22 protein-coding genes and 1 pseudogene are annotated in these 20,717 nt (G+C 69.7%); 6 read left to right on the top strand and 17 right to left on the bottom strand.

The features are described from left to right. Positions 1-6 precede the first annotated feature (6 nt). Positions 7-174 (top strand): hypothetical protein, encoded by a 168-nt coding sequence (locus tag VED21_RS28835; RefSeq protein WP_324888614.1) that lies wholly within the window; start codon positions 7-9, stop codon positions 172-174. Positions 175-204: 30 nt separating this feature from the next. Here the strand turns inward: VED21_RS28835 and VED21_RS28830 are convergent, their stop codons facing one another. The 7 genes from VED21_RS28830 to VED21_RS28800 all read right to left on the bottom strand — a co-directional run bounded on the left by VED21_RS28830 (position 205) and on the right by VED21_RS28800 (position 6,752). After that, entirely contained in the window at positions 205-1,224 is a 1,020-nt protein-coding gene (locus tag VED21_RS28830; protein ID WP_324888612.1) for a formate dehydrogenase subunit gamma, read from the bottom strand. Positions 1,225-1,241: 17 nt separating this feature from the next. Continuing rightward, positions 1,242-1,877, bottom strand: a complete 636-nt coding sequence (gene fdh3B / locus VED21_RS28825) for a formate dehydrogenase FDH3 subunit beta (protein ID WP_324888610.1) — start codon at positions 1,875-1,877, stop codon at positions 1,242-1,244. Positions 1,878-1,891: 14 nt separating this feature from the next. Further along, positions 1,892-4,798, bottom strand: a complete 2,907-nt coding sequence (locus tag VED21_RS28820; protein ID WP_324888608.1) for a formate dehydrogenase subunit alpha — start codon at positions 4,796-4,798, stop codon at positions 1,892-1,894. A 19-nt stretch (positions 4,799-4,817) separates the two neighbouring features. Further along, complete coding sequence (locus tag VED21_RS28815; protein WP_324888606.1) at positions 4,818-5,033, bottom strand: twin-arginine translocation signal domain-containing protein; 216 nt, start codon at positions 5,031-5,033, stop codon at positions 4,818-4,820. Further along, positions 5,030-5,650, bottom strand: a complete 621-nt coding sequence (locus VED21_RS28810; RefSeq protein WP_324888604.1) for a molecular chaperone TorD family protein — start codon at positions 5,648-5,650, stop codon at positions 5,030-5,032. Before VED21_RS28810 ends, VED21_RS28815 begins: the two co-directional genes overlap by 4 nt. Positions 5,651-5,719: 69 nt before the next feature. Next, positions 5,720-6,247, bottom strand: a complete 528-nt coding sequence (locus VED21_RS28805) for a DUF3306 domain-containing protein (protein ID WP_324888602.1) — start codon at positions 6,245-6,247, stop codon at positions 5,720-5,722. Next, on the bottom strand, positions 6,240-6,752 hold the full coding sequence (locus VED21_RS28800) for a DUF3305 domain-containing protein (RefSeq protein ID WP_324888600.1): 513 nt from the start codon (positions 6,750-6,752) through the stop codon (positions 6,240-6,242). Before VED21_RS28800 ends, VED21_RS28805 begins: the two co-directional genes overlap by 8 nt. Before the next feature lie 82 nt (positions 6,753-6,834). On the opposite strand from VED21_RS28800, the gene VED21_RS28795 reads away from it, so the two are divergent. The 4 genes from VED21_RS28795 to VED21_RS28780 all read left to right on the top strand — a co-directional run bounded on the left by VED21_RS28795 (position 6,835) and on the right by VED21_RS28780 (position 8,875). Continuing rightward, the gene (locus tag VED21_RS28795; RefSeq protein WP_324888598.1) at positions 6,835-7,176 is read left to right on the top strand and encodes a hypothetical protein; all 342 of its coding nucleotides are present in this window, start codon (positions 6,835-6,837) and stop codon (positions 7,174-7,176) included. Positions 7,177-7,507: 331 nt separating this feature from the next. Beyond that, positions 7,508-7,861, top strand: a complete 354-nt coding sequence (locus VED21_RS28790; protein WP_324888596.1) for a DUF6152 family protein — start codon at positions 7,508-7,510, stop codon at positions 7,859-7,861. Positions 7,862-7,874: 13 nt separating this feature from the next. Continuing rightward, positions 7,875-8,375, top strand: a complete 501-nt coding sequence (locus VED21_RS28785; RefSeq protein WP_324888595.1) for a DUF6644 family protein — start codon at positions 7,875-7,877, stop codon at positions 8,373-8,375. A gap of 92 nt (positions 8,376-8,467) precedes the next feature. After that, positions 8,468-8,875 carry a response regulator gene (locus tag VED21_RS28780; protein ID WP_324888592.1) on the top strand — a complete coding sequence of 136 codons (408 nt, stop codon included), beginning with the start codon at positions 8,468-8,470 and terminating at the stop codon, positions 8,873-8,875. Between the two features lie 12 nt (positions 8,876-8,887). Here VED21_RS28780 and VED21_RS28775 read toward each other — a convergent pair whose 3' ends face one another. From VED21_RS28775 to VED21_RS28730, 10 genes and pseudogenes are all read right to left on the bottom strand, one after another. Continuing rightward, the gene (locus VED21_RS28775) at positions 8,888-10,081 is read right to left on the bottom strand and encodes an amidohydrolase family protein (protein ID WP_324888591.1); all 1,194 of its coding nucleotides are present in this window, start codon (positions 10,079-10,081) and stop codon (positions 8,888-8,890) included. Positions 10,082-10,104: 23 nt separating this feature from the next. Continuing rightward, on the bottom strand, positions 10,105-11,847 hold the full coding sequence (locus VED21_RS28770) for an ABC transporter ATP-binding protein (RefSeq protein ID WP_324888589.1): 1,743 nt from the start codon (positions 11,845-11,847) through the stop codon (positions 10,105-10,107). A 9-nt stretch (positions 11,848-11,856) separates the two neighbouring features. Further along, positions 11,857-12,780, bottom strand: coding sequence for an ABC transporter permease (locus VED21_RS28765; RefSeq protein WP_324888587.1), 924 nt, complete (start codon positions 12,778-12,780; stop codon positions 11,857-11,859). Continuing rightward, positions 12,777-13,753: pseudogene (locus tag VED21_RS28760) on the bottom strand (ABC transporter permease). Before VED21_RS28760 ends, VED21_RS28765 begins: the two are co-directional and overlap by 4 nt. A gap of 153 nt (positions 13,754-13,906) precedes the next feature. Beyond that, positions 13,907-15,511 carry an ABC transporter substrate-binding protein gene (locus VED21_RS28755; protein ID WP_324888585.1) on the bottom strand — a complete coding sequence of 535 codons (1,605 nt, stop codon included), beginning with the start codon at positions 15,509-15,511 and terminating at the stop codon, positions 13,907-13,909. Positions 15,512-15,569: 58 nt separating this feature from the next. Further along, positions 15,570-16,721 carry an acetylornithine deacetylase gene (gene argE, locus VED21_RS28750; RefSeq protein ID WP_324888583.1) on the bottom strand — a complete coding sequence of 384 codons (1,152 nt, stop codon included), beginning with the start codon at positions 16,719-16,721 and terminating at the stop codon, positions 15,570-15,572. Between the two features lie 151 nt (positions 16,722-16,872). Further along, on the bottom strand, positions 16,873-17,751 hold the full coding sequence (locus tag VED21_RS28745; protein WP_324888580.1) for a DMT family transporter: 879 nt from the start codon (positions 17,749-17,751) through the stop codon (positions 16,873-16,875). Beyond that, positions 17,748-18,677, bottom strand: a complete 930-nt coding sequence (locus VED21_RS28740) for a bifunctional helix-turn-helix transcriptional regulator/GNAT family N-acetyltransferase (protein WP_324888578.1) — start codon at positions 18,675-18,677, stop codon at positions 17,748-17,750. Before VED21_RS28740 ends, VED21_RS28745 begins: the two co-directional genes overlap by 4 nt. 106 nt (positions 18,678-18,783) lie before the next feature. Next, positions 18,784-19,113, bottom strand: a complete 330-nt coding sequence (locus VED21_RS28735) for a type II toxin-antitoxin system PemK/MazF family toxin (RefSeq protein WP_324888576.1) — start codon at positions 19,111-19,113, stop codon at positions 18,784-18,786. Beyond that, positions 19,110-19,328 (bottom strand): antitoxin MazE family protein, encoded by a 219-nt coding sequence (locus VED21_RS28730; RefSeq protein WP_324888574.1) that lies wholly within the window; start codon positions 19,326-19,328, stop codon positions 19,110-19,112. Before VED21_RS28730 ends, VED21_RS28735 begins: the two co-directional genes overlap by 4 nt. Before the next feature lie 358 nt (positions 19,329-19,686). On the opposite strand from VED21_RS28730, the gene VED21_RS28725 reads away from it, so the two are divergent. Beyond that, the gene (locus VED21_RS28725) at positions 19,687-20,691 is read left to right on the top strand and encodes a zinc-dependent alcohol dehydrogenase family protein (protein ID WP_324888572.1); all 1,005 of its coding nucleotides are present in this window, start codon (positions 19,687-19,689) and stop codon (positions 20,689-20,691) included. Positions 20,692-20,717 lie beyond the last annotated feature (26 nt).

The following is a 20,717-nucleotide window of genomic DNA, read 5'->3' as shown; positions in this document are numbered from 1 at the left end:
ACCGCCATGAAGGCCTTTCTATCCGCCGTCGTGTTCGTGCTGATCCTGGCCGTGGTGGCCGGGGTGGCGCTGGACCGCGTCTTCAGCGAGCAAGCCGACGACGCCTTCGCCACGTCGAGCGCGCGCGTGGGCGAAGGCGGCGCCATCGAGACCCGGAAGTTCTCCGGGCAGTGACGGCGCCGCCGCCCCTCACTCCACTGCTTCCTACTCCGCCGCGCGCGGGCCGGTGCGGCGGGTGGCGTCGTTGGCGCGGGCTTTCTTCAGCTGCTGTTCGTACCAGCGGCGGTGGTGGTCCTTGGCCCAGTTCTCGTCCACCTGGCCGGAGCCCATGGCGTCGAAGGCGCCTTCCATGCCGAGCGAGCCGATGTAGATGTGCGCCAGGATGATGGCGATCATCAGCGCGGCCAGGACGGCGTGCACCACGTGCAGGATCTGCATGCCGCCGATGCCGGTGACGGCGAAGGGCGTCATCAGGAGGAAGCCGGTCACCGCCAGCGCGCCGCCGCCCAGGATCACCGCCCAGAAGATGCCCTTCTGCCCGGCGTTGAAGCGCCCGCATTCCGGATGCTCGCCGGACTTGGACAGCAGGCCGCCCATGGACTTCAGCCAGACGAGGTCGGCGCGTTCCGGGATGTTGTCGCGGATCCACAGCACCAGCATCAGCAGCACGCCGATGACGAAGGGTAGGCTGAAGAAGTTGTGGACGATCTTGCTGCCCTCGGCCAGCGTCGAGAAGGCCTGGTGCCCGAACAGCGGGATCAGCAGCGGCCGGCCGAAGGTTACGGCGAGACCGGTCAGCGCCAGCACGATGAAGCTGGTGGCCGTGGTCCAGTGCGCGAAGCGGTCGATCCAGCCGAAGCGCGGCACGGTGCGGCCCGACCGCCCGTGGTCGATGCGGATCGTCCCGCGCACGAGGTAGAAGAGCGCCAGCAACGCCACCATGCCGACGATGAGGATGCCGGCGACGATGCGCAGCCAGAAGGTGCGGAATTCCCGCCACTCGCGCCCCTCCGGCTGGACCAGCACGCCGAGTTTGGCGTCGGGGATGCTGACGCGGCCAACGATCTGGTCCTGCGCGGGGTTGTACAGCTCGACCTGGTCCTTGGAGGTGGGGGAGTTCTGGCCCGGCTGCTGGTAGAGCTGGGCCTGGGAGACGGCCGGCCCAATCAACGGCAGGGCCAGCAGCAGGGCGGCGGCGAGCAGCAGGCGGTGGAGCGTCTTCATGGTGTGTCCTCCTCGGCTCAGCTGCCGCCGGTGCCGGTCTGGCCGGGGGCGAACGGGCTGCCGCGGTCGCCGCGGCCGTAGGCGGTGGCCCAGCCCCAGGCGCCGGAGCCGTAGCCGCGGCGCACCGTGCGCTCCTTGTAGATGTCGGCCAGCACGTCGCCGTCGCCGGCCATCAGCGCGCGGGTCGAGCACATCTCGGCGCACAGCGGCAGCTTGCCTTCGGACAGGCGGTTCTTGCCGTACTTCTGGAACTCCTCCGGCGTGCCGTCGGCCTCCGGGCCGCCGGCGCAGAAGGTGCACTTGTCCATCTTGCCGCGCCCGCCGTAGTTGGTGGCCTGCGGGAACTGCGGCGCCCCGAAGGGGCAGGCGTAGAAGCAGTAGCCGCAGCCGATGCACAGGTCCTTGGAATGCAGCACCACGCCGTCCGACGTCTGGTAGAAGCAGTCGACCGGGCAAACGGCGGCGCAGGGTGGGTCGTTGCAGTGCATGCAGGCCATGGAGATGGAGCGTTCGCCCGGATTGCCGTCGTTCAGCGTGACGACGCGGCGGCGGTTGATGCCCCAGGGGACCTCGTGCTCGTTCTTGCAGGCGGTGACGCAGGCGTTGCATTCGATGCAGCGCTCGGCGTCGCACAGGAACTTCATGCGTGCCATCTTGCGTCCTCCTGTCACGCCGGCTCGACGCGGCAGAGCGTGACCTTGGTTTCCTGCATGAACGTCACCGGGTCGTAGCCGTAGGTGGTCACGGCGTTCACCGGCTCGCCCAGCACGATGGGATCGGTGCCGGGCGGGTAGTTCTTGCGCTGGCTTTCGCCCTGCCAGTAGCCGGAGAAGTGGAAGGGCATGAACACGGTGCCGGGGCCGACGCGGTTGGTGACCAGCGCGCGGACCTTGGCCTTGGAGTTGCCCTCCGGCCCGTAGACCCAGACCCAGGCGTTGTCGCGGATGCCCAGACGTTCGGCGTCGCGCGTGTTGATCTCGGCGAACATGCTCTGCTGCAGCTCGGCCAGCCAGCGGTTGGAGCGGGTCTCCTCGCCGCCGCCCTCGTACTCGACCAGACGGCCCGAGGTGAGGACGAAGGGGAACTTGGCGGCGATGTCCTTCTCGATGGCGGCCGTCTGCACCGCGCGGTTGAGGTGCGGCAGGCGGAAGTCGCGGCGGTCCTGGATCGCCGGGTACTGGGAGACGAGGTCCTTGCGCGGCGTGTAGATCGGCTCGCGGTGGATCGGCACGGGGTCCGGCAGGTTCCAGGCCAGGGCGCGCGCCTTGGCGTTGCCGTAGGGCAGGCAGCCGTGCTTGAGCGCCACGCGGATGATGCCCATGGACAGGTCGGTCTGCCAGCTGACCTCGTCCACCTTGGCGCCGCCGATGGCCTGGATGACGCGCGTCTCGTCCGGCGTCAGGTCCTTGTCCCAGCCCAGCTTCTTCAGCACGGCCATGGTGAACTCGGGATACCCGTCCTGGATCTCCGCACCCACGGAGGAGGAGCCCTCGGCCAGCAGCGAGACGCCCTCGCGCTCCACGCCGAAGCGGGCGCGGAAGGTGCCGCCGCCGTCCATCACGTGCTTGGAGGTGTCGTAGAGGACGGCGGAGCCGGGGTGCTTCAGCTCCGGATGGCCCCAGCACGGCCAGGGCAGGCCGTAGTAGTCGCCGGCGCACGGCCCCTTGTCAGCGCGCATGGTGATCTTGTCGAAGTCGGCCTGGTGCTTCATGTGCAGCTTCAGGCGTTCGGGCGACTGGCCGGTGGCGCCGATGGACAGGCAACTGCGGTTGATCTCGCGCAGGATGTCCTCCGGCACGGGGCGGGTGCCCTCCACCGTGATGTGCTTGAACATCTCCTTCTCGAAGCCCAGCTTGCGGGCCAGGAGGTACATGATCTCGTAGTCGTCCTTGGATTCGAAGATCGGCTTCACGATCCGCTCGCCCCACTGCATGGAGCGGTTGGAGCAGGTGCGCGAGCCGTCCGTCTCGAACTGGGTGCAGGCGGGCAGGATGTAGCTGCCGTTCTTGCGGTTGCTGATCGCGGCGAAGGTGGTGGGGTGCGGGTCGGCGATGACCAGCAGGTCCAGCTTCTCCAGCCCCTTCACCATGTCGGGCATGCGGGTCACGGTGTTGCCGCCGTGGCCGAAGCAGACCATGGCGCGCAGCAGGTCGGGCTGCTCCACGTCCTTCTTGTCGGACAGCACCGCGTCGAACCAGCGGGTGGTGGGGATGCCTTTGGCCTCCATCAGCTCCTTGGAGGCGAAGCGGGACTTCATCCACTCGTAATCCACGTCCCAGGCGCGGCAAAAGTGCTTCCACGCCCCCTCCGCCAGCCCGTAGTAGCCGGGCAGGGTGGAGACGTCGAGGCCGAAGTCGGTCGCCCCCTGCACGTTGCAGTGGCCGCGATAGATGTTGGCCCCGCCGCCCTCCACGCCGATGTTGCCGAGTGCGAGCTGCAGGATGGAGAAGGCGCGCACGTTGGCGGTGCCCACCGTCTTCTGCGTCGCCCCCATGCACCAGATCAGCGTGCTGGGGCGGTTCTTGGCGAACTGTTCGGCGACGCGCTTCAGTTGCTCGCCGGGGACGCCGGAGACGCGCTCCACCTCCTGCGGGGTCCACTTCTTCACCTCGGCGCGGACCTGGTCGAAGCCGTAGACGCGCTTGGCGATGTAGTCCTTGTCCTCCCACCCGTTTTCCAGGATGTGCCAGAGGATGCCCCAGACCACCGGGATGTCGGTGCCCGGCCGTATGCGGACGTACTCCGTGGCGTGGGCGGCGGTGCGGGTGAAGCGCGGGTCGATGACGATGAAGGGGGCGCGGTTCTTCTCCTTCCCGCGCAGCATGTGCTGCATCGACACCGGGTGCGCCTCGGCCGGGTTGCCGCCGATGATGAGCAGCGCCTTGGAGTTCTGGATGTCGTTGTAGCTGTTGGTCATGGCGCCGTAGCCCCACGTGTTCGCGACACCGGCGACCGTGGTGGAATGGCAGATGCGCGCCTGATGGTCGACGTTGTTGGTGCCCCAGAACGCTGCCAGCTTGCGGTAGAGATACGACCCTTCGTTGGAGAACTTGGCGGAGCCCAGCCAGAAGACCGAATCAGGGCCGGATTTCTGGCGGATCTCCATCAGCTTGTTTCCGATCTCGTCGATCGCCTGATCCCAGCTGATGCGCTTCCACTCGCCGCTTTCCAGCTTCAGCGGGTACTTCACGCGCCGCTCGCCGGTGGTGAGTTCGCGCACCGAGGCCCCCTTGGCGCAGTGGGTGCCCTGGCTGATCGGGCTCTCCCACCCCGGTTCCTGCCCGGTCCACACGCCGTTCTGGATCTCGGCGATCACCGTGCAGCCGACGGAGCAGTGGGTGCAGATGTTCTTGCGCGTCACCGTCTCCACGCCCGGCATGGGGCCGGCGGCCTCCGCCTTGCGGATCATGGTGGCGGGGAGTGCCCCCAGCGCCGCCATGCCGCCGGCCGCGAGGCCGGAGCGCTGGAGGAAGGAACGGCGGCTGACGCCGTCGCCGGTGGTGAGCGTGCGGGCCAGCGAGCCGCGGGACGCCTGGGTGGACGTGCGCGGGGTGGAGCTGCGTTTGATCAACATGGGCGGACCCTCCAGCGCCTTACAGCCGGTTCAGGGCGTAGAAGCGCTTCACGTGCTCGGTCTCCTGGTAGCGCTGCTTGACCTGTTCCTGCGGGGATTCGGCGGCGTCGGCTGCGCCGGGCACGGCGGTTGCGGCTGCGGCGGCGCCGATGGTGCCCAGGCCGAGGCCCTTCAGCAGGTCGCGGCGTTCGATGCCGCTCCTGGCGATTCCGGCTTTGTCGTCGTTGCGGCTCATGACTCCAGGCCCTCCCGCGCCACCATGGCGAATGCGTCGGTTTCAATGTCCGTGAACAGCCGGCCGATGGCGCCGACCGGCCGGTACAGGCGCGCCGCGCCGGCGTGCTCCAGGTCCGAGAAGAAGTGCCGGGCCCAGGGAGCCAGATGGCGCTCGAAGAACCGCTTCTGCCGCTCCAGGTCGGGCACGCCCAGCGTGCCGCCGATCAGCGCCGCCATCACCTCGCACAAGGTGGCGACGTGGTCCTCCGGCTCGGCCACGCCGGGGGCGGGCTCGACGCCGAGTTCGCGCAGGTCCTGGCGCACGCGCGCCAGCGGGCGGTCGTTCAGGGCGCCGGTGAGGTAGTAGGAGGCGTAGGGGACCAGCTCGCCGCGCACGACGCCGATGAACAGCGCGTTGTACTCGCGCTCGGCCTCATCCTCGGATGTGCAGCGGGCGGCGGCGGCCAGGGCGTCCAGCGCCTGTCCGACCGGCGTGGCGTCGCCATGCAGGCCGGCGGCGGCGTCCAGCAGGGTGCTGGACGGCGGGCGTGCCAGGAACTGCGCCAGCAGCGTGTACGCCTGCGCGCGCAGGCGGTCGGCGTCGTCCGTCTCCACCGGTGCGGTCAGAGCCGCCATGATCCCTCCCCGGGCGTCCCGGACGTCATGTGTTCTGCGCCCGTTCCATATTTTGTCCTTAGAACAGCCCTAAGCGTCGGAAGTGCCGTTTCGTTCCCGATCGGGTGAAAATTCTTCTGTTTCCGTGGGTTCGGCCGCCTCTACGGGGTCGGCTGCCTTTGTGGGGTCGGCTGCGGCGACGGGCGGTTCCGACTCATTCGCGGGGGGCGGGTCGGGGGTGTCGCGGAACACCGCCTCGACCAGCTTGCGCACGTCGTCGGTGGGCAGAAGCTGGCCGTAGCCCGGGGCGTTGAAGTCCCAGTCGTATTCGCCGAAACCGCGGAATTCCGCGATCTTCGGGTCGCTGACCCAGGCCTTGCGCAAGGCCAGCCGCTTCACCTCCTCCGGCACGCCGGCCGCGAGGAAGCGGGTGTAGTCGCTGTCGGCGCCCAGGCTGTCGATGGGCGGCAGGGGGGGCGGGTCTTCCGGTTGTCCCGGCTGTTCCGGCTCTTGCGGCGCGGGTGTGGCGGCGGGTTCCTCTTCGAGGATCGCTTCCCGCTTGCGGCGGGACCAGCGGGCGAGGAAGCCTTCGGGATCAGTCGCGTCGGGTTTAGCCATCGTCGCCCTCCAGGTGCGGCGCGCGGCGGCGGGCCAGGGCCTCCGGGTCGGCGCGATCGCGCTGGCGCTTGTGGAAGGGGCGCTCGACGTGGTGCCGCGCCACGAAGTCCCGTATCCAGGCGGCGACGGGGGCGGGCAGGGGCAGCGCCTCGATCAGGTCGTCGCCGGAATCGGAATGGGCGTCGATCTCGCCGGTGTCGACGGTGGCGCCCAGCAGGCGCAGGCCCGGCGCCTCGCCGGTGCGGCGCAGGACGACGTAGAGGGCGGGCTGCGGGCCTTCCAGGTTGTGCTTGTAGTTGTCGGTCTCGCTGCGGAACAGCTCCACCTCCACCGTGCCGGCGAGGTAGCGGGTCCAGCCGTCGCCCTCCTCCAGCACGGTCCAGGGCGGCAGGGGCGGCGCGCCGGGCAGGGCGGCGACGGCCGTCCAGCGCTCCGGCTGCCAGGGGTGGTCGATGCGCCGGCGCTCCACCACCACGCCGACGCTCATGCGTTCCGTGGTGTCCATGGCGAAACAACGCGTTCGGGGAGACTTGGTGCCCTCGGCTGTTGTTCAAGGACCGAATACCCTGTCCGGAAGGAGCCTTCCCGTGCGCGCCATCCTGCCGTTGACCCTCGCCGCGCTGGTTTGGGCGGCCCCCGCCCTTGCCCAGGAGACGCAGAAGCAGGGACTGACGAACGACCCGAACGTCCAGCGGAGCCAGCAGCCGGAGCCCACGCCGCAGGGCACCCGCACGCCGGGCAACGAGACCAGCGCTGCCACCCAGACCAGCGAGCTGCAGGACGCACTGGCCGCCGTCCGCCGCGCCCCGCCCGACCTGCAGGGCACCCCGGTGCCGCGCCCGAACCCGATGGCCAGCGAGCCGGACGACCCGAAGGAGCCGTCCCGCTCCGCCAACCCGTCGGACCTCAGCAGCCAGGAAGTGAAGTAAGCGCGGGCATGGCGATTCCGCGGCGGCCGTCCATATCGCTACGGGGAGCGCCGTAGGTTGGGTTTTCGCTGGCGCTAGAAAGAAACAAGGGGCAGGTGCTCCTCATAGCCCCTCCCCCTTGACGGGGGAGGGGTCGGGGAGAGGGTGGTTACGCCCGGCAGGGCGGAAGAGAGTCATGTTCCGCCTGCCGGCGGCTATCCCCCTCTCCCCAACCCCTCTCCCGCGAGGGGATAGGGGCTTTGTCCTAGTTTCATCCCACCGCGGGTCGGTGCGCCAGCGCCGGTGGGAACTCAACCCAACCTACGGTCCACGGGTGTGCAGGGAGGACGCCATGCGGAAGAGAACCCTCATCATCACCGCCGGCCTGGGCGTTGCGCTGGCCCTGCCGGCGGCGGCGCACCACGGCTGGAGTTCCTACGACGCCGGCAACGTCGTCGTGGTGGAGTCCCCCGTGCTGTCGTCCAGCTACGAGAACCCGCACGGCGAGGTGCAGGTCGAGGGGAAGGGCAAGCGCTGGACCGTCGTGCTGGCGCCGCCGTCGCGCATGGAGCGGCGCGGCCTGCCGCGCGAGGACATCGCGGTGGGCAAGGTGGTGCGCGTCGAGGGCTATCCCAGCCGCGTGCACGACGGCGAAATGCGCGCCGAACGCATCATCGTCAACGGCCGGACCATAGAGCTGCGCTGATGGAGCCGCGCTGATGGAGCATGGCGCGGCGCCCGGCCTGGCGCCCGAATGGGCCGTGGCGCTGGAGGCGTCGGGCCTGGGCGAGGCGATGCGGCATTCCACGTGGCTGTACCCCACGGCCAACCTGCTGCACCTGCTGGGGCTGGTGCTGCTGGTGGGGTCGATGGTGGCGCTGGACCTGCGGCTGCTGGGCGTGGCGGCGGCGGTGCCGGCGGCGGCGCTGTCGCGTTTCCTGACGCCGGTGGCGGCGGGCGGGCTGGTGCTGCTGCTGGGCAGCGGCTTCGCCATGTTCGCGGCGGACGCCGGGCCGCTGGCCGGCAACAGGCTGCTGCAAGCCAAATGGGCGCTGATCGCGCTGGGCATCGCCAACGCGCTGCTGTTCCGGTGGCTGTGGCGGGAGCGGCTGGCGGGCTGGGACGACGCCGCGCCGGTCGCCGGGCGGGCGCAGGCGGCGCTGTCGCTGGCGATCTGGTTCGCCGCCGCCACCGCCGGGCGGTTGATCGCCTACTATTGACTTCGCGGATCCGGCGCGGGCGTGGAACGATCCGCGGTTCGGGCGTGTTCCCATGCCATACCCCCATATCGTCGGAGATGCGGGAGTCAGGCATGCAGATCATGATTGTCGAAGACGACGCCGTCGCGGCGCTGTCGTTTGAAACGATCCTTCGCTTCCACGGCCACGAGATAATCGGCCCGTTTTCCTGCCCATCCGACGTCTTCAAGGCCCTGCAGGGGGGCATTCCGGACCTGGTGCTGATGAACATCGACCTGAAGGGGAACGCTTCGGGCCTGGATTGCGCGCGCGTGCTGTTCAAGCGCTACGGCATTCCCGTGGTGTTCATCAGCGGGGATGCCGACAAGGCGCAGCTGGGGCGCGACGTGGCGCTGGGCTACATGCCCAAGCCCATGTCGGAGAACACGATGCTGAGCGGCATGCACGCCATCGAGGAGCTGATGCAGGGCCGCACGCCCAAGCACATCCCGGCGGGGCTGGAGGTGTTCCAGCACCCCTAAGGGGGCGGCGCCTTACGCCCGCAGCCTCTCCATCATCGGCAGGCCGGCCTTGTAGACCTCCACATGGTTGGTGCGGTCGGCGGCGGCCTCGATATCGGCCGCGGGGTTGCCGCGCACCAGCAGCAGGTCAGCCATCAGGCCCTCCGCGATCGTGCCGATGCGGTGGTCGAGGCCCATCAGGTCCGCCCCCTGGCTGGTGCCGGCGACCAGCGCCTCCGTCGGCGTCATGCCCCAATCCACCATGTAGGCCAGCTCGCGCGCGTTGGCGCCGTGGGTGTTGAAGGGCGTGCCGGCGTCGGTGCCCAGCGCGATGCGGCCGCCGGCCTTCTGGTACATGCGGAAGGACGCCTGGTGCCGCTCGGCGACGCTGCGCGCCTTGTCGACGACGTAGGCGGGGATGCCCTGGTCGGCGTGATCCAGGATGTTCTTCACGGCGGCGATGGTGGGGACCAGGAAGGTGCCGGCCGCCAGCATCTCCTCCAGGCATCGCTCGTCCATGAAGATGCCGTGCTCGATGCTGTCGATGCCCGCGCGCACGGCGTTGAGGATGCCCTGGGTGCCCTGGGCGTGGCTGGCGGTCTTGCGGCGGAAGCGCTTGGCCTCGTGCACGCCCGCATTCATCTCCTCGGCGGTGTAGTGGGCGTCCTGCGGGTCGACGCCGGGGGTCATGACGCCGCCGGTCGCCATCAGCTTCACGAGGTCGCAGCCGGCGTGCACCTGCTCGCGCACCGCCTTGACCACATCGTCCACGCCGTCGGCGACGCGGGCGATGTGGTTGCCGTGGCCGCCGGTCATGCAGATCATCCGGCCCGCCGCGCGGATGGTGGCGCCGGGGAAGACGCCCATTTCGATGGCGTCGCGCACGGCGAATTCCAGATGGTCCTTGCCGCCGCAGTCGCGCACCGCCACCACGCCGCTGCGCAGGCTGATCTGGGCGTTCGCCAGGATGGTGAGGACGAGCTGGGCCGGCGACATCTTCTGCATGGTGCCGCGCGGGTCGGGGCTGCCGGTGTAGCAGAGGTGGATGTGGCAATCGATCAGGCCGGGCATCAGCGTGCAGCCGGAGGTGTCGACGACCGGACCGGTCCAGCCGGCGAACTCCGCCAGCGGCGCCACGCGCCTGATCCGGGCGCCGTCCAGCAGCACGGCATGGTTTTCCAGCAGCGCGCCGCGCCCGTCGAAGACCAGTCCCCCGCGGAACAGCATGTCGAATTCTCCTGTGTGGCCCGTCAGCCGGCCGCCCGGTCCTCTTCCACGTCCAGGCCCTTGTGGGTCAGGCCGGAATAGCTGGGCATCAGCGACAACAGCTCGCGCGTGTAGGGGTGTTGCGGGGCGCTGAACAGCGTCTCCGTCTCCGCCACCTCCAGCAGCGCGCCGTTCCGCATGACGCCGACGCGGTCGCACATCTGGCGGATCACCGGCAGGTCGTGGCTGATGAACAGCATGGTCAGCCGCAACTCCGCCTGCAGGTCCTTGAGCAGGTTGAGGATCTGCGCCTGGATGGAGACGTCGAGCGCCGAGGTCGGCTCGTCGCAGATCAGGAAGCGCGGGCGGGTGGCAAGGGCGCGTGCGATGCAGATGCGCTGGCGCTGGCCGCCGGAGAACTCGTGCGGGTACTTCTCGGCCGCCTTCGCCCCCAGGCCGACGTGGTCCAGCAGGTCGCGGACGATCCTCTCCACCTCCGCCCGGCTGCCGGCCAGCTTGTGGAAGCGGATCGGCTCGGCCACGATGTCCAGCACGCGCATGCGCGGGTTCAGCGACGAGTACGGGTCCTGGAAGACCATCTGGATCTGCCGGCGGAACGGGTTCAGGTCGCGGTCGCGCTTCAGCGCCGTCAGGTCGGTGCCGTCGAACAGGATCTGCCCGGACGAGGGGCGGTAGAGGCCGGTGACCAGCCGCGTCACGGTGGACTTGCCGCTGCCGCTCTCGCCCACCAGCCCGAAGGTCTCGCCCTCGGCGATGGTGAAGCCGACGTCCTTCACCGCGTCCAGGTAACGGCGGTTGCGCGGCAGCCACGCGGTGTTGAGCGGGAAGCGGATGCCGAGCCCGCGCACCTCCAACAGCGGCCCGTCGTGCGCGCGCTTGAAGTCGCGCGACTTGCCCAGCCAGTGCTCCTTCAGGCTGATGGCCGGCGGCTTGGTGGCGATGCCCTCGATGTAGTCGACGTAGGGGAAGCGGTGTAGCCGCACGTCCGGGCGCGGCACGGCGCCGATCAGCGCGCGGGTGTAGGGGTGGTCGGGGTCGCCGAGGATCTTGGCCGTCGGCCCTTCCTCCACCACCCGGCCGCGGTACATGACGGCGACGCGGTCGGTGATCTCGGCGATCACGCCCATGTCGTGGGTGATGATGATCATGCCGACCTTGCGGTCGCGGCACAGGCGGCGCAGCAGTTCCAGGATCTGCGCCTGGATGGAGACGTCGAGGGCGGTGGTCGGCTCGTCCGCCACCACCACCTCGGGCTCGGCGCACAGCGCCAGCGCGATGACGACGCGCTGGCGCATGCCGCCGGAGAACTGGTGCGGGTAGTGCTTGAGGCGCAGCTCCGGCTCCGGGATGCCCACCTGGCGCAGCAGGTCGGCGGCGCGGCGGCGGGCGGCGGCGGCGTCCACGTGCAGGTGAAGCTGGATCGTCTCGACGAGCTGCTGCTCCACCGTCTGCAGCGGGTCGAGCGAGGTGAGGGGATCCTGGAAGATCATGCCGATGCGCCGGCCGCGCATCTTGCGCTTCTCCGCCTCGTCCAGGTCGTCGATGCGCTGGCCCTTCAGGCGGATGGCACCGGCGCCGACGCGGCCGGGCGGCTCCAAGAGGCCGATGACGGCGTTGCCGATGGTGGACTTGCCGGCACCGGATTCACCGACCACGCCAAGGATCTCGCCGGGGCCGACGCTGAGCGTGACACCGTTCACCGCCACGTGGGTGCCCCGGCGGCTGGGGAATTCGACCGTCAGGTTCTCGACGTCGAGGAGCGCCATGCCCTCACCTTATCTCAGCTTGGGATTGAGGGCGTCGCGCAGCCAGTCGCCCAGCAGGTTGACCGACAGCACCAGCAGGACCAGCACGATGCCGGGGAAGATCGAGATCCACCATTGCCCGGAGAACAAGTAGTCGTTGCCGATGCGGATGAGCGTGCCGAGCGACGGCGTGGTCGGCGGCACGCCGACGCCGAGGAAGCTCAAGGTCGCCTCGGTGATGATGGCCAGCGCCAGGTTGATGGTGGCGATGACCAGCACCGGCCCCAGCACGTTCGGCAGGATGTGGCGGCGCAGGATGGCGGCCGGGCCGATGCCGATGATGCGGGCGGCCTGCACGTATTCCTTGCGGCTCTCCACCATGGTGGCGCCGCGCACGGTGCGCGCGTACTGCACCCAGTTGGAGATGCCGATGGCGAAGACCAGCACGTAGACCGCCATGTTCTCCTGCGCCTCGCGCGGCAGCACGCCGCGCGCGACGCCGTCCACCAGCAAAGCGATGAGGATGGCCGGGAAGGAGAGCTGCACGTCGGCCACGCGCATGATGGCCGCGTCGAGCCGGCCGCCGGCATAGCCGCTGACCAGCCCCAGCGACACGCCGATCAGCACCGCCAGCAGGACCGAGGCGAAGCCCACCAGCAGCGAAATCCGCGCGCCATACAGGATGGCCGACAGGATGTCGCGCCCCTGGTCGTCGGTGCCCAGCGGGAAGGGCGCCTCGCCGCCCGCCATCCACACGGGGGGCAAATTGGCGCTCATGATGTCCAGCGAGGCGAGGTCGAAGGGGTTGTGCGGCGCGATCAGCGGGGCCGACAGCGCGCCCGCGATCAGGATGAGCGTCAGCAGCGCCGAGACCATCGCCGTGGGGGAGCGCTTGAAGCTGTGCCAGACGTCGCTGTCGTCCAGCGATTGCCAGAAGGCTTTCACGGCCGTCATGCCCCGGCCCTCCGCACGCGCAGGCGGGGATCGACCGCGAAGTACAGCAGGTCGACCGCGAGGTTGATGACCACGAAGAAGAAGGAGACGAGGCACAGGTAGGCTGCCATGACCGGGATATCCACCGTGTGGATGGCCTGGATGAACAGCAGGCCCATGCCCGGCCACTGGAACACGCTTTCCGTGATGATGGCGAAGGCGATGATGGAGCCCAGCTGCAGCCCGGTGATGGTGATGACCGGCACCAGCGTGTTCTTCAGCGCGTGGCGGAAGTGGATGAAGCGGTTCGGCAGGCCGCGGGCGTGGCAGAACTTGACGAAGTCGGTGCGCAGCACCTCCAGCATCTCGGACCGCACGAGGCGCATGATCAGCGTCATCTGGAACAGCGCCAGGGTGATCGCCGGCAGGATCAGCGACTGCAGGCCGGACTTGGTGAGCAGCCCGGTGGTCCAGCCGCCCAGGTTCACCACCTCGCCCCGCCCGAAGGTCGGCAGCCAGCGCAGGATGACGCCGAACAGCAGGATCAAAAGGATGCCGATCAGGAAGGTCGGCAGCGACACCCCCACCAGCGACAGCGACATGAAGGCGCGCGACAGCACCCCCCTTGGCCGCAAGGCGGTGTAGACGCCCATGGGGATGCCCAGCACCAGCGCCAGCAGCATGGAGACGATGGACAGCTCCAGCGTCGCCGGCAGCCGTTCGGCCAGCAGCTCGCTGACCGGGCGGCGGTGGCGGTAGGAGATGCCGAACTCGCCCGTCGCGGCGTTGCCGACGAAGCGCGCGTACTGCACCAGGAACGGGTCGTTGAGGCCGAGCCGCTCGCGCAGCTCTCGCGCTGCTGGAGCGTGGTGTCCTGGCCGGTCATGGCGTTGACGGGATCGCCGACGTAGCGGAACAGCGCGAACGCGATCAGAGCCACGGCGAGGATCACCAGCACCGATTGCAGCAGGCGGTGGAGGATGAAGGTGAGCATGCGGCCTCGTCTTCAACCCCTCTCCCGTCCCGGGAGAGGGAGGGGCCCGCCCGAAGGGCGGGAGGGTGAGGGTAAAACCAAGGATCCTTGCCTTTACCCTCACCCGGCCGCCTGCGGCGGCCACCCTCTCCCGGGGCGGGAGAGGGTTGGTCCTTACGGCATCACGGCCGAGCGCAGGTCGAGCACGTCGTCGGCGCGCTGCACGACCTTCACGCCGTCCTTGACGCCCCACGACATCGGCTGCGCGTGCAGCGGCAGGTAGCCGAAGTCGGCGCGCACGATGGCCCAGGCCTCCTTGATCATGGCGTTGCGCTTGGCCTGATCGGTCTCGGCGCCGACCTTGGCGGTCAGCTCGTCCACCTTCGGGTTGCAGTAGCCGCCCAGGTTGAACAGGCCGGACTGCGTCTCCTTGTTGCGGCAGCCGGCGAGGTTGAGGAGCGAGTTGTGGCTGTCGATGGAACTCGGCGTCCAGCCCAGCATGTAGAAGCTGGTGTCGTAGCCGGCCTGGGCCAGCACCTTGCCGAAGTACTTGCCCTTGGTCTGCGCCAGCAGGTTCACCTTGATGCCGACGCGGGCCAGCATGCCGGCCACCGCCTGGCAGACCTTCTCGTCGTTGACGTAGCGGTCGTTGGGGCAGTCCATCGTCACTTCAAAGCCGTTGGGGTAGCCGGCCTCGGCCAGCAGCTTCTTCGACTTCTCGGGGTCGTACTTGTACGGCTCGCCGAAGGCCTTGTCGTAGCCGTTGATCTCCGGCGCGATCAGGGAGCCCAGCGGCACGGCGGAGCCGCGCATGATCTGCTTGTTGATGGCGTCGAGGTTGACGGCGGACACCACCGCCTCGCGCACGCGCTTGTCCTTGAAGGGGTTCTTGCCCTTGATGTTGGAGTACTTCAGCTCGTCGCGGTCCTGGTCCATGCCGACGAAGATGGCGCGCGCCTCGGCCCCCGTGAGCGGGCTGACGCCCGGCGCCTGGTCCAGGCGGTCCCAGTCCTGCACGGGCACGGGCTGGATGACGTCCAGCTCACCCGACAGCAGGGCCGCCACGCGGGTGGCGGGCTGCGCCACGGGGGTGAACATCACCTCGTCCACGTTGGTCTTGATGCCCTTGTCCCAGTAGTCGGGGAAGCGCTTCAGGACCGTCTTGGTGTCTGGCTGCCGCTCGGTCAGGACGAAGGGGCCGGTGCCGTTGGCGTGCAGGTTGGCGTGGTTGCCCTGGTTGGAGCCCTTGACGTTCGTCGCCTCGGTCGTGTTGTTCTGCTTCGACCACTCCTCGTCCATGATGTAGAGGAAGACCCATTCGCGCGGCAGGATCGGGTTGGGGGTGGGGGTGATGACCTCCACCGTGTGGTCGTCGATCTTGCGGACCTCCTTGGCCTTGGCGCTGTAGCCCTTCATGTCGGACCCTTCGGTCGCCGCGCGCTTCCAGGAGAAGATCACGTCCTCGGCGGTGAAGGGGTTGCCGTTGTGGAACTTGACGCCCTTGCGCAGGTGGAAGACCCACTTGGTCGGCTCCGGGTTTTCCCACTTCTCGGCCAGCATGGGGGCGAGCTGCAGCTTCTCGTCGTAGCCGACCAGCGGTTCGTAGATGTTGCCCTGGAAGCCCAGCGTGAACGTCTCGTTCAGGCCGTGCGGGTCCATGGTCGTCGCGTCGCCCTGGTAGGACCAGCGCAGCGTCTTGGCCGACGCCGGGGATGCCAGGAGGGGAGCCGCGAGGGCGGCGGCGGCCACGGAATGGAGAAGGAGCGACCCGATCTTCATGTTTCCCTGACTCCCTGTTTGGGCCCTGGTGGGCCTTCGTTGATTTGGAAGCGCTCGCTCACGCCGCGAGGCGCCGCGTGAGGTCGCGCAGGAAGCGCTCGCACGCGGTGACCTGGGCGATGTCGATGTACTCGTTGGGCTGGTGCGCCTGGTCGATGGAGCCGGGGCCGCACATCACGGTGGACAGCCCGGCCTCCTGGAACTGGCCGGCCTCGGCGCCGTAGGAGACGACGCCGGTGTCGTTGCGCCCGGTCAGCGCGTGGCAGAGCTGCGCCGCCGCCCCGGCCGGTTCCGGCGCCAGTCCCGGCGCGCCGGCCAGCACGTCGGTGTGGATGTCGCAGGCCGGGGAGACGCGCCGCATTTCCGCCCGCAGCCTATCCGAAAACTCCTGGAAGCGGTCGTGATAGCCCTTCCAGTCGTCGCCGGGGACCGGGCGGATGTCCCACATGAACTCGCAATGGCGCGCGGTGATGTTCTGCGCCGTGCCGCCCTGGATGATGCCGACGTTCATCGTGGTGCAGGGCGGGTCGAAGGGGGAGGAGGGATCGGCGCCGGCCGCCGCCTGCACGCCCATGTCGGCGATGAAGTTGACCAGCCGCGCCGCCGTCATCACCGCGCTGACGCCGCGGTCCATGTGGGCGGAGTGGACCTCGTGCCCGGTCACCGTGGTGCGCAGCACGTAGCAGCCCTTGTGCGCCACCACCACGCGCATGGAGGTCGGCTCGCCGACGATGACGGCGCCGGGGCGCGGCAGTTCGGCGGCGATGCGCCGGATCATCGCCGGGGCGCCCAGGCAGCCGATCTCCTCGTCATAGGACAGCGCCAGATGCACCGGCCGCTTCAGCCCGGCAGCCAGCATTTCCGGCACCAGGGCCAGGGCGATGGCGGAGAAGCTCTTCATGTCGGCGGTGCCGCGGCCGTACAGGCGGCCGTCGCGCTCGACCAGGGTGAAGGGATCGGTGTCCCAGGCCTGCCCGTCCACCGGCACCACGTCGGTGTGGCCGGACAGGACGACGCCGCCCTCCGCCATCGGGCCGATGGTGGCGAACAGGTTCGCCTTGCTGCCGTCGGCGTTGGGGACGATGCGCCCCTCGACGCCGTGCCCGGCCAGATAGTCCCTCACCCAGTCGATGAGGGCCATGTTGGAGCGCCGCGACACCGTGTCGAATCCCACGAGCCGGGCGATCACGTCCCGTGACGCCTTGTCCAACCCGATATCCCTGTCCCTGTCGCCGGCCCCGTTCTTCTGAGAGGGCTCGTGCGGTCTTATCCGTTGATAAAACAATGGGGTGGGCCGCCCGCTGGTGTCAAATGGCAATTCGTCAGGGTGTGGCGCCGGGCCTGGATTCAGCGCTCTGGATTCAGGACTCGCGCAACGCCAGCCACAGGCCGGCGGCCAGCACGGCGATGGCGGCGGCGAGGCTCCAGGTCACCGGCTCGCCCAGCAGGGTGGCGCCGAGTGCCGCGGCGGTGACCGGGCTGAGGCCCAGGAAGACCGTCACCCGCGTCGGCGACGCGTGGCGCAGCGCCCAGAGCCACAGGAAATAGCCGGCCCCGCTGCTGGCGCCGATGAAGGCCACCACCGCCCAGCCGGTGCCGGTGAAGCGGGGTACTGTGGTGAAGAAGCCCTCGCCGGCCGCCAGCACGGCCAGCCCGCCGACCGAGGCGAGCATGGCGAAGGCGCTGACCGGCAGCGTCTCGTACTTGCGCAGGTACGGGCGGTAGAGGACGCTGCACAGCGCCCCGCTGAAGGCGGCGGCCAGGACGGCGGCCGTGCCCAGCCATTCGGCCGGATCCGAACTGGCCGCCAACGCCTTTTCGCCCACCGCCAGGGCGACGCCGGCCACGGTGAGGGCGACTCCGGCAGTGCGGCGCACGGACAGCGCCTCCCGCCCCAGCGCGGCGGCCAGCAGCATGGTCATCAGCGGGAAGGTGGCGAACAGCAGCGCCACCCGCGCCGACGGCACCGTCAGCAACGCCACGTTCAGCAGCGCGATCACCACGCCGAACTGCACGGTGCCCAAGAACGCGATGGGCAGCAGGTCGCGCCGGTCGATGCGCGGCACGCCCGTGGCGGCCACCGCCGGCAGCAGGCACAGGAAGCCGATGGCGTAGCGCAGCAGCGCCAGCGACGCCGGGCCGGTCTGGTCCAGCACGAAGCGGCTGGCGACGATGGCGGCGCCCACCTGCACGCCCACCGCGGCGGCGGCGAGCACCGCCAGCGGCGGCGCCGCGCTCACAGGTCGCGTTCCCAGGTCTCGCCGATCAGGTCCTTGCCGAAGTGGTCGTGCGGCTCCGACGCCACCAGCTGGAAGCCGGCCTTCTCGTAGATCCGCCGGGCAGGAAGCAGGATGCTGTTGGTCCACAGCGTCATGCGGCGGTAGCCGGCCTGCCTGGCGAAGCGCAGGCATTCGTCCACCAGCCGCGCGCCGATGCCGTGGCCGCGCGCCGAGGGTTCGACGATCAGCAGGCGCAGCTTGGCGATCTCGTCCGTCTTGCGCACCACGAAGACGCAGCCGACGTTCTGCCCGTCCATCTCGGCGATCCAGCAGCGCTCCCGCGCCGGGTCGTAGGTGCGCAGGAACTCCGCCGCCACGTCGGCGACCAGCGCCTCGAAATCGGCGCCCCAGCCGTAGTCCTCGGCGTACAACACGCCGTGCCGCTGGATCACCCAGCCGATGTCGCCCGGCCGCGGCGGGCGCAGGATGTAGGGCGCGCGGCGCGGCGGCGGGTCGCCCATCAGCTCCTCGATGGTGCGCATCGCGGCGACGAGGCGGTCCTGGTCGGCCGTGCCCAGGCGGGCGAGCATGGCGCCGATCTCCTGCCGGGAGCGGGCGTTGAGGTCGGCGAAGGCCTCCCAGCCCTCCGCCGTCAGCGACAGGATGTTCTGCCGCGCGTCGGCCTCCGACGGCTGCCGGGTGATCAGCCCGCGCTGCTCGAACCCGCGCAGGATGCGGCTGAGATAGCCGGGGTCGAGGCCCAGTTCCTCGCTCAACTCGTTCGCGGTGGTGCGCTCGTGATGCGCCAGTTCGTAGACCACGCGCGCCTCGGCGAGCGAGAAGGGGCTGCCCAGCAGCCCTTCGTGCAGCACGCCGACCGTGCGCGTGTAGAACCGGCTGAAGCGGCGCACCGCCTCGATCCTTTGCAGAGACTCCTGATCCGACATGACCGCCGACCTCCCAACCGGACGAAAGTTGGTTGCTATCGTCAATCAGTTGTTTGACGCTGTCAAGTATGTGTGCGGCGGCCGTGATCAACCGCCGCGCGCGGCGTCATGCCAGGCCGAGCACCACGAGCAACGCGCGGTCGACGGCCTTCATCGTATCGTCGTCGATCCGGCCGATCACCTGCCGCACCCGATCGGTTCGGATCGCGGCAACCTTGTCGACCATCACCTCGGACGGCCGGTCGAGCCCGTTCCCGGCGGTCGGCGGCACCGGGATGCGAAAGGTGTTGCCGCCGGTCAGATGACCGGATTCCAGGAGGCAGACGAGCACGCTGGCGTGCGTCGGATTGAGCAGGTCGGACTGGACGACGAGGTTAGGCCGGACTTTCCCGAAATCACCCTTGGCGGCGGCGAGGACGATGTCGCCGCGCTTCACGCCGGATCCTCATCGTCCATGGCGTCCTCGATCCAATCCAGCGCCGCGCGTTCGGAGGGCAGGTCGCGAACCGCGAGGGAGTCCCGCCGGACGCGTTCGGCAAAGCCCGCCGCGCGGGTATCCGGCACCCATACCGTCTTCGGGCGCAGGCCCTGGGCCCGCAGGCGGGTGCGGTAATTCTGCACGTTGCGACGGATGTTGCCGGGCGTGGCCATGGCGCACCTCCTGTAACCGGTTATAGGCGTCATGGCCGAAGGGTGCAAGGCCATGCGCCAAGGCAATCGGTTGAAGGGCCTGGGATTGCTGTGTAGCCCCTCTCCCCTCGCGGGAGAGGGGTTGGGGAGAGGGGGAGAGCCGCCTCTCGCGCTGGCCTTCAGCCAGCGCTGACGGCGTCAGGCGGATGCCTCTGGCATACGCTGAGAGCCGGCAGGCGGAACATGACTCCCTTCCGGCCATCCGGCCGTAATCCCCCTCTCCCCAACCCCTCCCCCGCCAGGGGGGAGGGGCTCTTAAGCGTTTGCCCTGGCCCGCGGCTCTTGACATGCTCCCTCCAACTCTGGCCATGAAAGGGCCGTGCACGAACGGAGGCGGGCGGCGATGCGGGCGGTGGTCTGCGAGGAGTTCGGCGAGCCGGCGGCGGTGCTGCGGCTGCGCGACGCGGAGGCGCCGCGGCCCGGCCCCGGCGAGGTGCTGGTGCGCGCCGTGGCGCGTTCCATCAACCCCTCCGACCTGCTCACCGTTCGCGGCGTCTACGCGCGCCACACCCGGCTGCCGCTGGTGCCGGGGTTCGAGGCGGTCGGTACCGTCGTGGCGGTGGGCGACGGCGTGCCGGCCGGCATGGTCGGGCGCCGGGTGCTGCCGCTGAAGGGGGCGGGCACGTGGCAGGAGGTCGTGACCGCGCCGGCCGCGTGGGCGGTCGAGGTGCCGGACGCCGTGCCCGACGCGGTGGCGACGCAGCTGTACATCAACCCGATCTCCGTCCTGCGCATGCTGACCGTGGAGCTGGACCTGCAGCCCGGCGACGTGGTGGTGGCCAACGCCGCCGGCTCGGCCTGCGGGCGGATCGCCGCGCAACTGGCGCGCGAACTGGGGCTGCGGCTGCTGGCGGTGACGCACAGCGACGCCTACACCGACGAACTGACGGCGCTGGGTGCGGCGGCCGTGGTGAACGGTGCCCGCGAGGACGTGTCCGCCGCCGTGCGGCGGCTGACCGGCGGGCGCGGCGCGCGGGCGGCGCTGGACGCCATCGGCGGCGCGGCCGGCGAGGCGCTGGTGGAACTGATCGAGCCGGGCGGCACGCTGGTGTCCTATGGCCTGCTGTCGGGGGCGCTGCTGCCCGTCGACCTGCCGGCCGCCCGGGCGCGCGGCGTCGCGGTGCGCAGCTTCTGGCTGCGGCCGTGGACGGAACGCTGCACGCCCACTGAGTGGCATGCGGCCTTCGGCGCGATCATCGAGCGCGTCGTCGCCGGCACGCTTGCGCTGCCGGCCGGGGGCGCGTACGACCTCGCCGAGGTGGCGGATGCCGTGCGCGCTGCCGAGGCGTCCGGCCGGAGCGGCAAGATCGTGCTGACCGGCTGATCCTTTTCCACTGGAGAGCATCGTTC

The organism is Azospirillum sp. (assembly GCF_035627195.1).
GTDB lineage: Bacteria > Pseudomonadota > Alphaproteobacteria > Azospirillales > Azospirillaceae > Azospirillum.
This window is presented reverse-complemented; position numbering and strand designations above follow the sequence as displayed.